This is a genomic window from Pseudomonas sp. B21-021, assembly GCF_024749205.1.
GTDB classification, from domain to species: domain Bacteria; phylum Pseudomonadota; class Gammaproteobacteria; order Pseudomonadales; family Pseudomonadaceae; genus Aquipseudomonas; species Aquipseudomonas paraglycinae.
Genome location: NZ_CP087192.1, coordinates 5,576,325 through 5,588,573 on the forward strand (window position 1 = coordinate 5,576,325; position 12,249 = coordinate 5,588,573).

The 12,249-nt window shown below is 59.8% G+C and carries 13 protein-coding genes; 7 read left to right on the plus strand and 6 right to left on the minus strand.

Going from position 1 to position 12,249, the window contains the following annotated elements:
• The first annotated feature begins 194 nt into the window (after positions 1-194).
• Positions 195-608 (plus strand): large-conductance mechanosensitive channel protein MscL, encoded by a 414-nt coding sequence (mscL, locus tag LOY31_RS25070; RefSeq protein ID WP_085608712.1) that lies wholly within the window; start codon positions 195-197, stop codon positions 606-608.
• 32 nt (positions 609-640) lie between these two features.
• Here mscL and LOY31_RS25075 read toward each other — a convergent pair whose 3' ends face one another.
• Positions 641-1,417, minus strand: a complete 777-nt coding sequence (locus tag LOY31_RS25075; RefSeq protein WP_085608713.1) for a ferredoxin--NADP reductase — start codon at positions 1,415-1,417, stop codon at positions 641-643.
• A 296-nt stretch (positions 1,418-1,713) separates the two neighbouring features.
• Here LOY31_RS25075 and LOY31_RS25080 point away from each other — a divergent pair, with 296 nt between their 5' ends.
• The gene (locus tag LOY31_RS25080) at positions 1,714-2,421 is read left to right on the plus strand and encodes an autoinducer binding domain-containing protein (RefSeq protein ID WP_127800020.1); all 708 of its coding nucleotides are present in this window, start codon (positions 1,714-1,716) and stop codon (positions 2,419-2,421) included.
• Positions 2,422-2,596: 175 nt separating this feature from the next.
• Positions 2,597-3,721, plus strand: a complete 1,125-nt coding sequence (locus LOY31_RS25085) for a class I SAM-dependent methyltransferase (protein ID WP_085608715.1) — start codon at positions 2,597-2,599, stop codon at positions 3,719-3,721.
• 69 nt (positions 3,722-3,790) lie between these two features.
• Here LOY31_RS25085 and LOY31_RS25090 read toward each other — a convergent pair whose 3' ends face one another.
• The 3 genes from LOY31_RS25090 to LOY31_RS25100 form a co-directional block, all read right to left on the minus strand.
• Positions 3,791-3,958, minus strand: coding sequence for a DUF2474 domain-containing protein (locus tag LOY31_RS25090; RefSeq protein ID WP_007950992.1), 168 nt, complete (start codon positions 3,956-3,958; stop codon positions 3,791-3,793).
• A 77-nt stretch (positions 3,959-4,035) separates the two neighbouring features.
• Positions 4,036-5,043 (minus strand): cytochrome d ubiquinol oxidase subunit II, encoded by a 1,008-nt coding sequence (gene cydB / locus LOY31_RS25095; protein WP_103303629.1) that lies wholly within the window; start codon positions 5,041-5,043, stop codon positions 4,036-4,038.
• Positions 5,044-5,046: 3 nt separating this feature from the next.
• Positions 5,047-6,483, minus strand: coding sequence for a cytochrome ubiquinol oxidase subunit I (locus LOY31_RS25100; RefSeq protein WP_007950994.1), 1,437 nt, complete (start codon positions 6,481-6,483; stop codon positions 5,047-5,049).
• Between the two features lie 400 nt (positions 6,484-6,883).
• Between LOY31_RS25100 and LOY31_RS25105 the strand changes: the two genes are divergently transcribed.
• The gene (locus LOY31_RS25105; protein WP_045121629.1) at positions 6,884-8,122 is read left to right on the plus strand and encodes an MFS transporter; all 1,239 of its coding nucleotides are present in this window, start codon (positions 6,884-6,886) and stop codon (positions 8,120-8,122) included.
• 119 nt (positions 8,123-8,241) lie between these two features.
• Positions 8,242-8,529: a HigA family addiction module antitoxin gene (locus LOY31_RS25110; RefSeq protein WP_045121630.1), complete on the plus strand. Its 288-nt coding sequence runs from the start codon at positions 8,242-8,244 to the stop codon at positions 8,527-8,529.
• 5 nt (positions 8,530-8,534) lie between these two features.
• Here LOY31_RS25110 and LOY31_RS25115 read toward each other — a convergent pair whose 3' ends face one another.
• Entirely contained in the window at positions 8,535-9,086 is a 552-nt protein-coding gene (locus LOY31_RS25115) for a DJ-1 family glyoxalase III (protein ID WP_085608790.1), read from the minus strand.
• 67 nt (positions 9,087-9,153) lie between these two features.
• Positions 9,154-9,603 carry a DUF4879 domain-containing protein gene (locus LOY31_RS25120; protein ID WP_085608718.1) on the minus strand — a complete coding sequence of 150 codons (450 nt, stop codon included), beginning with the start codon at positions 9,601-9,603 and terminating at the stop codon, positions 9,154-9,156.
• A gap of 220 nt (positions 9,604-9,823) precedes the next feature.
• Here LOY31_RS25120 and LOY31_RS25125 point away from each other — a divergent pair, with 220 nt between their 5' ends.
• Together LOY31_RS25125 and trmA are read left to right on the plus strand one after the other, a co-directional pair.
• A complete protein-coding gene (locus tag LOY31_RS25125; protein ID WP_011336038.1) occupies positions 9,824-11,119 on the plus strand; it encodes an NCS2 family permease in 1,296 nt (431 codons plus the stop codon).
• Entirely contained in the window at positions 11,116-12,195 is a 1,080-nt protein-coding gene (gene trmA / locus LOY31_RS25130) for a tRNA (uridine(54)-C5)-methyltransferase TrmA (protein WP_085608720.1), read from the plus strand. Before LOY31_RS25125 ends, trmA begins: the two co-directional genes overlap by 4 nt.
• The last annotated feature ends 54 nt before the right edge of the window (positions 12,196-12,249 follow it).

Below are 12,249 nucleotides of genomic sequence, written 5' to 3' on the forward strand. Positions count from 1 at the left end.
CGCCGTGATTGAATATTTTTTCTTCGGAATCAGCGGTTTGAGGCGTATTCCGCGCGCGATTAGTGGCACTTTGCAAACTAATTGCGAAATGGTGTGTCGATAAAAACAGGCTTTGTAAGAAGGTGTTACGCGCAGGGCGCGTTATGCTGATTTACACTGCGTACACCAAACTCATCTGTAACAAGGAAATAACTATGGGCGTGCTCAGCGAGTTCAAGGCCTTCGCGGTCAAAGGCAATGTGGTCGACATGGCCGTCGGTATCATTATCGGTGCGGCCTTCGGCAAGATCGTTTCGTCGTTTGTCGGCGACGTGATCATGCCGCCCATCGGCCTGCTGATTGGCGGGGTGGATTTCAGTGACCTGGCCATTACGCTGAAAGCTGCCGAGGGCACTGCCCCTGCGGTGGTGCTGGCCTACGGCAAATTCATCCAGAGCGTTCTTGACTTCGTGATCGTAGCCTTCGCGATCTTCATGGGCGTCAAAGCCATCAACCGCCTGAAGCGCGAAGAAGCCGTGGCGCCTACCCTGCCGCCGGTACCGACCAAGGAAGAAGAACTGCTGGGCGAGATCCGCGATCTGCTCAAGGCTCAGAACAACCGGCCTTGAACACTTAAACGGCGCCTGAGGGCGCCGTTTTCTTACCAGTAGTTTTCCACCGCCACCTGTCCCGGTCGCCGCGTCAGACTCAAGGCCATGCCGCGTTGCTTGAGCAAGGCCCGGGTGTCATCGATCATCTGGGGATTACCGCAGAGCATGACCCGCGAATGCGCAGGGGTCAGCTCGACGCCTGCCACCCTCTCCAGCTCGCCATTTTCGATCAGCGTGGTGATGCGTCCGTTGAGGGCGCCCGCATACGGTTCACGGGTGACCACCGGAATGAACTGGAATTTGTGTGCATATTCGGTCAGGTAGTCACGCTGCGTCAGCTCGGCAATCAGTGTTTGATAAGCCAGCTCTCGAGCCTCTCGCACGCTGTAGACCAGAATGATTCGTTCAAACTTTTCCCAGACTTCGAAGTCCTGAAGGATCGACAGAAACGGTGCCACCCCCGTGCCTGTGGATAACAGCCACAGATCGCGACCATCAATGAAGCGATCCAGCGTCAGATAACCAAAGGCCTGGCGCTCGATCAGCAAGCTATCCCCTGCCTTCAGCCGGCTCAGTTCGCTGGTGAACTCACCACCCGGCACCACGATGGAAAAGAATTCCAGAAACTCGTCGAACGGCGAAGACACCATCGAATAGGCGCGCCACACCGTACTGCCGTCCTCACGGGTCACGCCAATCCGGGCGAATTGCCCGGCGCGAAAGCGGAAACCGGTATCCCGCGTAGTACGCAGGGTGAACAGGTTCGGGGTCAGCGGTTGTACATCGAGCAATGTCTGGCGGCTGAATTTTTCGCTGCTGGCGGTCATCGATTCACTCCATCAACAATGAACCGATTGTTACTCATAATTACGCACTGGAACACCGACAGTTTGTAATGGCATCTCAAAGTGCCACCATTACAGGAAATCTACTAACTTGGAGGTCAAACATTTATATGAACAACCCCATATAAACGACTGGTGTAGATATTCCAAACAGATTCACTCTCCAAGAACAAAAAAATCCAAGCGACTCGTAAGAAGCGTCCTACACTCGTCTGCGTGTCCGTCCCTTTGGATCCAATAGACACTCCCGCGAACTGGTTTATGGAGAACATCCCAAAATGGAAAGGTGGAAGGAGTCCCAGATAGAACAGATTACTCGCGCGAAGGAAATCGATAACGCTTTCCCGATTTTAAGAAATTTTGCCAACAATATTGGATTCCAGTATTGCGGCATTAAAGTCTCGCGACCTGGCACTACGTCATTCAAACCCTTTTGTATCAACAACTTCACACCGGCTTGGAATGAGGAATATCAAAACAATTTCAGCGCAAATGATCCGATAACCGAATACTGCCACAAGTCCATGCTGCCATTTCTCTGGAGCAGGAAAGCCTTCTCGAAGACACCGCTCATGTGGAGTGCGCTTCAAAATCACAGGATGGAACACGGCTGGTCGCAGTCGTTTCACGACGAAAAAAATGACTTGTGCTGCACAATCAGCCTGGCGCGGCCCTATTGCGAAGTTTTCGCATTGGAACTGTACGATCAATACGGTGTGTTGCAATACGTCTTGCAACACTTGTGCGCGTTGTTCCTCATCGCGTTCCCGCCAATGCTGGCCAAACCACCGCCCGTACGATTGTCTATACGGGAACTCGAAATCGTGAAGCTGTGCGCCTTGGGCAAGACAGCCTGGGAAATCGGTCAGATCCTGAATGTCGCGGAACGGACCGTGAACTATCACATCAAAAATCTGATCACCAAATTCAACGCCTGCAACAAGATGTCAGCCGTCATCGCCGCCTCCAAGGCCGGATATCTCTAGGCCGCCCTCTTCCACTGCACTGAAATCAGACGAGTATTGCCAACAAAAAAAACGTACCATTTGCAGCCTTCCTGAGTGATGTCGTGACCGTTCACGCCGTTGTCCACTCGGTCGGTTCCGCCGCACGACACCCTGGGCTGCGGGACATCCGTCGATTACCCAGAGTCCCCGCCTCATGCCTTTGCTCGATACGCCCTTCGCCCAGCTCGATCTGATCCGCCAGCCCGAACAGCAGAACGAACCGCTGCAAGCCTTCGACGCAGCCGACGAGTACTTGCTCAATCATCTGGCCGAACAGAATCTGCCAGCGGATACCCGAGTATTGGTGCTCAACGACAGTTTCGGCGCACTGGCCATCAGCCTCTCGGGCAAGGTGCAGGTCAGCACCAGCGGTGATTCGTTCCTGGCGTTTCAGGGGCTGGAAAAGAACCTGCTGCGTAACGGTCAGGCATTCGATGCGCTGCGCGGTATTCCCGCCAGCGAGCCCTTGGTCGGGCCGTTCGACCGGGTGCTGATCCGCGTCCCGAAAACCCTGGCGCTGCTGGAAGAGCAACTGATTCGCTTGCAGGGTCAATTGGCACCCGGCGCTCAGGTGGTAGCAGCGGCGATGGTCAAGCATTTGCCTCGTGCCGCAGGTGACCTGCTGGAACGCTACATCGGCCCGGTTCAGGCTTCACTGGCGGTGAAAAAGGCACGTTTGCTGATCGCCACGCCCGAGGCCAAGGCACCCGCCGTCTCGCCCTACCCGACCCGTTATCGCCTCGACGAGCCGGCCATCGAACTGCTCAACCACGCCAACGTGTTCTGCCGTGAAGGCCTGGACATCGGCACCCGCGCCTTCCTTCCGCACCTGCCGAAAAACCTTGGCTCGGCACAAGTCGCAGACCTCGGCTGCGGCAACGGCGTACTGGCCATCGCCAGCGCCCTGCAAAACCCCGATGCGCATTACACGCTGGTGGATGAATCGTTCATGGCCGTGCAATCAGCAGCCGAAAACTGGCGCGCGGCGCTGGGTGAGCGTGAAGTGATCGTGCGCGCCGGCGACGGTCTGGCCGGCCAGGAGGCACAGTCGCTGGACGTGGTGCTGTGCAACCCGCCGTTCCACCAGCAACAGGTGGTCGGCGACTTCCTCGCCTGGCGCATGTTCCAGCAGGCCCGCGAAGCGCTGGTCGTCGGCGGTGCGCTGTACATCGTCGGCAACCGTCACCTGGGTTATCACAGCAAACTGGCGCGGCTGTTCCGGGGTGTCGAGCAAGTCGCGGCTACGCCGAAGTTCGTGATCCTCAAGGCGCGCAAATAATCCGGGCAAAAAAAACCCTCCGGTCGGAGGGTCAAAAATCCGTGCCGCAAGGCAGCGGGATGGGAAGTCTCAGTGCGTGGTCAGGCCTGCTGCATTCATGAACATGCGCATCAGGCTGGCGACGATGAACAGTGCACCGACGCTGCCGACCCAGATCATGGCCAACCAGCCGAGCCGCTGCCACAGCGGCTTTTTTTCGGCTTCTTCAATGTCGTGCAGGGAATGTTTGCCGGTCATTTTCTTTAAACCTCTTCAAGATGGATGGCGCCGCTACCGACGCCATCGCGAGCAAGCTCGCTCCCACAGGGTTTTGCTTAGTGATAACCGTCTTCGTGGGTGACCTTGCCGCGGAACACGTAGTAGCTCCAGAAGGTGTAACCCAGGATGAACGGGATGATGAACAGCGTGCCCACCAGCATGAAGCCCTGGCTTTGCGGCGGTGCAGCGGCGTCCCAGATCGAGATCGACGGCGGCACGATGTTCGGCCACAGGCTGATGCCCAGACCGCTGTAGCCGAGGAAGATCAGCACCAGGGTCAACAGGAACGGCATGTAGTTGGCATTGCGCGCCACCGCGCGGATCAGACCGTACATCGTCACCAGCACCAGAATCGGCACCGGCATGAACCAGAACAGATTCGGCATGCTGAACCAGCGCGTCGCAATTTCCGGATGGGCCAGCGGCGTCCAGAGGCTGACGACGCCAATCACCGCCAGCAGCACGAAGGCCAGAGGACGCGCCAGGTTATGCATCTGTTCCTGCAACTTGCCTTCGGTCTTCATGATCAGCCAAGTGCAGCCGAGCAAGGCATACGCCACCACCAGCGCGGCACCGCAGAACAGCGTGAACGGCGTCAGCCAGTCCAGTGAACCACCGGCGTATTGCCGGTTGACCACGGGCAAGCCGTCGATGAACGCGCCAAGCGCCACGCCCTGGAAGAACGTCGCCGCCACCGAACCACCGATGAACGCCTTGTCCCACAGGTGACGCTTGTCGTCCTTGGCCTTGAAGCGGAACTCGAACGCCACGCCGCGGAAAATCAGCCCGATCAGCATGAAGATCAGTGGCAGGTACAGCGCCGACAGCACCACCGAATAGGCCAGCGGGAACGCACCAAACAAAGCCGCGCCGCCCAGTACCAGCCAGGTTTCATTGCCGTCCCATACCGGGGCGACGGTGTTCATCATCACGTCACGGTCGACTTTGCCCGGGATGAACGGGAAGAGAATCCCGATCCCCAGGTCGAAACCGTCCATGACCACGTACATCATGATCCCGAAGATGATGATCACGGCCCAGATCAGCGGAAGATCAATACCCATGACTCAAATCTCCTTGGTCAGACTGCGGTCGTGTTCGGCGCCATCGTCGTCGGCAGCGGACAACGGACGGGCCGGCGTGCGTTTCTGGCCAGGACCACCGTCGTTGGTTTCCTTGCCTTCGTCGGTCTTCGGCCCTTTGCGCACCAGGCGCATCATGTAGCCCAGACCCGCACCGAACAGCGCGAAGTACACCACCACGAACATGATCAGCGTGATGCTCATCTGCATGAAACTGTGGTTGGACGACGCATCCGCCGTGCGCATCAGCCCGTAGACCACCCACGGCTGACGACCGATTTCAGTGGTGAACCAGCCCGCCAGGATCGCGATCAGACCGGACGGCCCCATCCACAGCGCCAGGTACAGGAACGGCCGCGAGGTGTAGAGCGTGTCGCGCTTGCGCAGCCACAGGCTCCAGAGGCCGGTGAAGATCATCAGGAAGCCGAGGCCGACCATGATCCGGAACGACCAGAACACGATGGTCGAATTCGGCCGGTCTTCCGGCGGGAATTCCTTGAGCGCCGGGACTTGCTTGTCCAGCGAGTGCGTCAGGATCAGGCTGCCGAGGTACGGGATCTCGACCGCATATTTGGTTCTCTCTTCCTTCATGTCCGGCCAGCCGAACAGGATCAGCGGCGTCGCCTCATTGCCATGGTTTTCCCAGTGACCTTCGATCGCGGCGATTTTTGCCGGCTGATGCTTGAGGGTGTTGAGACCGTGGAAGTCACCGATGACCGCCTGGATCGGCGCAACGATCAGCGCCATCCACATCGCCATCGACAACATGGTGCGGATCGCCGGGTTGTCCTTGCCGCGCAGCAAGTGCCAGGCCGCCGACGAGCCGACGAAGAAGGCCGTCGCGACGAACGCCGCCGTCGCCATGTGCATCAGGCGATACGGGAACGACGGGTTGAAGATGATTGCCAGCCAGTCGGTCGGGATCACTTGGCCGTTGACGATCTCGAAGCCCTGTGGCGTCTGCATCCAGCTGTTGGAGGCGAGAATCCAGAACGTCGAAATCAACGTACCGATGGCCACCATGACCGTGGAGAAAAAGTGCAGCTTGCGTCCGACCTTGTTCCAGCCGAACAGCATGACGCCCAGGAAACCGGCTTCGAGGAAGAACGCCGTGAGTACTTCATACGTCAGCAACGGGCCGGTGACGGAACCGGCGAAGTCCGAGAAGCGACTCCAGTTGGTGCCGAACTGGTAGGCCATGACCAGTCCCGAGACCACGCCCATGCCGAAGTTGACGGCAAAGATCTTCGACCAGAAATGGTAGAGGTCACGGTAGGTGTCGTTGCCGGTTTTCAGCCACAGGCCTTCCAGCACCGCGAGATAGCTCGCAAGACCGATGGTGATCGCCGGGAACAGGATGTGGAACGAGATGGTGAACGCGAACTGAATTCGGGCGAGATCCAGGGCCTCTAAACCGAACATAAGCTTTCCTCTATCAGATAACGGTTCCAAGACTGGCGGCCTTGGACCACTGCCCCCACGGGTATGGAGTGCGGCGAACTCGGATTCGTTCTTCTTTTTACAGGCATCGCGACGCAGGGAGTCTGCCGACGGGTCCCGGATCAGTTCCGCGAAGGGTCTTGATCTGGATCAATCAACGTTGAAAGAGTAGTCCCATTTCCGACGGGGAACCGCGTGGTCTTTTGCCGCGTGACAAGTTGCCTCACAGTCCTGGCAACGCCCTGAAATACATCGGTGGCCGGGTTCGGTGTCCGGGCGCGGAAAAATCGATGTCTGGCTAACTAAATTTTTTGTCATAGCAACTTCCTGTTACAGACTGGTGATAATCTCGCGGTTCCCCTCGATCAAGACCGGCCCGCAAATGCCCAGCCAAGAGCCCTTGCTGTTACGTCACCACCGTCCCTTTCTTGCGTTCTGGTTTGCCCGGATCTTCACCGCCAGCGGTTTTCAGATGCTCACCGTGGCGATCGGCTGGAATCTCTATCAACTGACCGGCAACGTGCTCGACCTGGGTCTGGTCGGACTGGTGGAATTCGCGCCACGCGTATTGTTCATGCTGCACACCGGCCACGTTGCCGATCGCTACGACCGGCGCAAGGTCGCGGCGATCTGCCAGTCGTTGCAGGCACTGATTGCCCTGGCACTGGCCATCGGCAGCGCCACCGACCATGTCACCCGGGAAATGATCTTTATTCTGGCGTTCTTGCTGGGCGCCGCGCGCTCGTTCGAAATGCCGACCACTCAGGCGCTGCTGCCGAGCATCGTGCCCAGCGCATTGTTCCCACGGGCGGTCGCCGCCGCGCAATCTGCACAGCAATCGGCCACCATCGTCGCCCCGGCGCTCGGCGGTCTTCTTTATGCCTTCGGCAGCGTGTGGGTCTATGGCCCGACGGTCATTCTGTATGTCATCGCCTGCACCCTGATGCTCAACCTGCCTGCACGGCAAACTCCGCTGAACAAAGGCAAAGCGACGCTGGATTCGTTGCTGGCGGGGATTCGTTTCATTCGCAGCCGCCCGGACATTCTCGGGGCGATTTCGCTGGATCTGTTCGCCGTGCTGCTCGGCGGCGCTACGGCGCTGTTGCCGGTGTTCGCCAAGGACATTCTGCTGACAGGGCCGTGGGGGCTGGGGCTGTTGCGCTCGGCACCGGCGGTCGGGGCGTTGATGATGTCGTTGTTCCTGGCGCGGTTTGCCGTTGAGCGAAACGTCGGTCGGGTGATGTTCACTGCCGTCGGCGTGTTCGGTGTCGCCACCATCGCCTTCGGTCTCTCGACCTCGTTCTGGTTCTCGCTGGCGGTGCTGGTGGTGCTCGGCGCGGCGGACATGATCAGCATGGTGATCCGCGCCTCGTTCGTGCAACTGGAAACCCCGGACGAAATGCGCGGCCGGGTCAGCGCGGTGAACGGCCTGTTCATCGGTGCCTCGAACCAGTTGGGCGAATTCGAATCCGGCCTCACCGCGCACTGGTTCGGCACCGTGCCGGCAGTGGTGATGGGCGGCATCGGCACGCTGGTGGTGACCGGAACCTGGATCAAACTGTTCCCGACCCTGGCCAACCGCGACCGGATGCATGTGCCGGTGGAAGAGGTGAAGGCCTAGCTACACGGGTTCCACCAGCGGGGCCATCCCCCAAGCACAAATAGCTCGAAAAGATGCGGTACATAGATACCGCATTGAGTGTAATGTATCGCCTTACACTCGTCGCATGATCAAATCCTATGCCCATGCACAACCCGCCACACCCCGGTGAAACACTGCTGATGGACGTATTGCCGGAACTTGGCATCAGCGTGACCGAATTGGCTCGGCATCTGGGATTCGCTCGTCCTCATCTATCTCGCGTCTTGCACGGACATGCGCCGATCAGCCCGGATCTGGCCGTACGACTGGAACGCGCGGGGATTGGCAAGGCTCGCATGTGGCTAGGCGTTCAGACCGATTACGACCTTTGGCAAGCCGAGCACCGTGAGCAGCCAGCCATTCAACCAATCGCTGCTCACGCCTGACCTTCTCAGGCCAGCAACTCCCCCGCCACTTTCGCTCTGACGGCCTTGCCCGCCAGTTGCTCGACCAGCGTCAGCGCAAACGCGAGCACGGCGCCGGAACCTTGGGCGGTGATGCAATTGCCGTCCACCACTACCGGTTGATCAACAAACGTGCAACCGGAGAGGTTATGGCTAGTGGCGGGCAGGCAGGTCATCCGGCGTTGACGTAATACACCGAAGCTTTGCAGGGCGACCGCCGGGGCTTCGGCGATGGCGGCGAAAAGTCGTCCGGCACTGGCCTGGTCCTTGAGCAGTTGTTGCAGAGGCTGGTGCGCGGCCAGGTGTTGTGCGCCGACCGCTCCGCCCGGCAGGACGATCAGGTCGAAAGTCTGGGCCAGAACATCAATGAGCATGCCGTCGGCAGTCAGGCGCGTGCCTCGGGCGCAGGTCAGCATGCGCCGGCCTTCGATGCTGGCCGCCACCACTTCGATGCCGGCGCGGCGCAGCACGTCGATCAGGGTCACGCATTGCAGATCATCGATGCCCTCGGCGAGGGTAATCAGGGCTCTAAAGGTCATGGGCGCCATCCGCTGGGTGATCTTTAAAGCGTAGTCAGCTTTGCCCTGCCCTGTTCGGCGACAGCCGTTACTTGATGTAAAGCTGGGTCGACATCGTGTTGCGCGGGGCGTTGATCGAGGTGTTGCTGAAGGTAAAGGTGCCTTCCTGACGAGTCGTCAGATCGAAGGTGTACAGCGAACCGACGGTTTTCGCGCCTGGCGTGCATTCGGTCAGGTTGCCATTATCGAAGGCACAGACCGGACTCCGGGTGCCGTTCACTTCGAAACCGTCCAGCGCCGCCTGAGGCTGACTCTGGCCATAACCGATTTCCAGCACGTACACCTTGATGCCCGGCGCGCTGTGATCGCAACGGGTCTGCACCTGGCCATCGGTAATGTCTTCGAGCCCGCAGGACGATGACTGAACCTTGATGACTTTCACCTCGCTCAATGGCGGTGCCGACGCTGCGAGTGCCGCCGGTACACCGGCCAGCAGCAAGGCCATCAGTCCAGCGGTCTTCATCCAACCCTTGTTCATGCGATCCATCCCCGAAAAAACAGCGCGCAGTATGGCGTACTTGGCCGTGGTGCAAAACTTCGCCGACGATCGACACCAACATCCGCCATCTTCCTCACGCTGCTGGTATGATGCGCGGCTTTTTCCGGCCCACCACAATTTTCCAGGCGCTTGCGACGGTCTGTGCTTTGCTGTTGAGGTCGATACATTCACGGCGCCACGCGCGCCACGGGGAGCAGACATGCTGGAAAGGCTGTTTCAACTCAAGGCACACAACACCAACGTGCGGACCGAGATTCTCGCGGGCGTCACGACCTTCCTGGCCATGGCCTACATTCTGTTCGTCAACCCGAGCATCCTCGGCGAGACCGGCATGGACAAAGGCGCGGTGTTCGTCGCCACGTGCCTGGCAGCCGCCATCGGCTCCACGGTCATGGGCCTGATCGCCAACTACCCGATCGCCCTCGCACCGGGCATGGGTCTGAACGCCTTCTTTACCTACACCGTCGTGCTGCACATGGGCCACACCTGGCAGGTAGCGCTGGGCGCGGTGTTCATTTCGGCCGTGTGCTTCTTCCTGCTGTCGATCTTCCGCATCCGTGAGTGGATCATCAACAGCATCCCGCTGCCGCTGCGTTCGGCAATTGCTGCCGGTATCGGCCTGTTCCTGGCGCTGATCGCCCTGCACAACGCCGGCATCGTGGTCAGCAACCCGGCGACCATGGTCGGCCTCGGCGACCTGAAACAACCGGCGCCGATCCTCGCCACCCTCGGTTTCGCCCTGATCGTTGCCCTTGAAGCCCTGAAAGTGCGCGGCGCAGTGCTGATCGGCATTCTCGCGGTGACCATCGTTTCCATCGTGATGGGCTTCACCCCGTTCGGCGGCGTGACCTCGATGCCACCTTCGCTGGCCCCGACCTTCCTGCAACTGGACATCAAGGGCGCACTGGACATTGGTCTGGTCAGCGTGATTTTCGCCTTCCTGTTCGTTGACCTGTTCGACAACTCCGGCACCCTGATCGGCGTCGCCAAGCGCGCCGGCCTGATGGGCAAGGACGGCCACATGCCGAAAATGGGCCGTGCGCTGATCGCCGACAGTACCGCTGCAATGGCCGGTTCGCTGCTGGGTACCTCGACCACCACCAGCTACATCGAATCCGCTGCGGGCGTGAGCGCCGGGGGCCGCACCGGCCTGACCGCCATCGTCGTCGCGATCCTGTTCCTGCTGGCGTTGTTCTTCTCGCCGCTGGCCTCCAGCGTACCGGCGTTCGCCACCGCGCCGGCGCTGCTGTTCGTCGCCGTGCTGATGACTTCGGGCCTGGCGGAAATAGACTGGGAAGACATCACCGTCGCCGCGCCGGTTGTGGTCACCGCTCTGGCGATGCCTTTCACCTATTCCATCGCCAACGGCATCGCCTTTGGCTTCATCGCCTGGACTGCGATCAAACTGCTGTCCGGCCGCGCCCGTGAGCTGAACCCGGCGCTGGTGATCCTGTCGATTCTGTTCGTGATCAAGCTGGGTTGGTTCAACGCATGACTTTTGATTCCCAGGCCTACGCCGCACAACTCGAAGACAAGGTCACGCGCCTGCGTGACCTGCTGGCCCCGTTCGATGCACCGGAGCCGACAGTTTTCGACTCGCCTTTGCAGAACTTCCGTCTGCGCGCCGAATTCCGCCTGTGGCGCGAGGGCGGTGAACGTCATTACGCGATGTTTTCCCAGGACGACAAACGCACGCCGATCCTGATCGAGGAATTCCCGATCGCCAGCCTGCGCATCAACCAGCTGATGCCGCAATTGAAGGCTGCCTGGCAGGCCAGCGCGGCGCTGAGCCACAAGTTGTTCCAGGTGGAGTTTCTGACCACCCTGGCCGGCGACGCGATGATCACCCTGTGCTATCACCGTCCGCTGGACGAGCACTGGCACGCGGCAGCCACCAAACTGGCGGCGGATCTGGGCGTCAGCATCATCGGTCGCTCCAAGGGCAAGCGCGAAGTGCTCGGCCTCGATTACGTGGTCGAGAAACTCGAAGTTGGCGGTCGCACATTCAGCTATCGCCAACCGGAAGGCGCGTTCACCCAACCCAATGGCACCGTGAACCAGAAGATGCTCAACTGGGCATACGAAGCGCTGGGCGATCGCAGCGACGATCTGCTGGAGCTGTACTGCGGCAACGGTAACTTCACCCTGCCGCTGGCAACCCGCGTGCGCAAAGTGCTGGCCACCGAAATCAGCAAGACCTCGGTCAATGCCGCGTTGAGCAACCTCGTCGAAAACGCTGTGGATAACGTGACTCTGGTGCGCCTGTCCGCCGAAGAGCTGACCGAAGCCCTGAACGAAGTTCGCCCGTTCCGTCGCCTGCACGGCATCGACCTGAAAAGCTACGAGTTCGGCAGCGTGTTCGTCGACCCGCCACGGGCCGGCATGGACCCGGACACCTGCGAACTGACCCGTCGCTTCGATAACATCCTGTACATCTCCTGCAACCCGGAGACACTGGCGGCCAACATCGCCCAACTGCACGACACGCACCGTATCACCCGCTGCGCGCTGTTCGATCAGTTCCCGTGGACTCACCACATGGAATCCGGCGTGCTGTTGACCCGACGTTGATCGCAGGTGCCAGATACAAGAAAGCCGTCCTGACCGACGGCTTTTTTGTGCCTG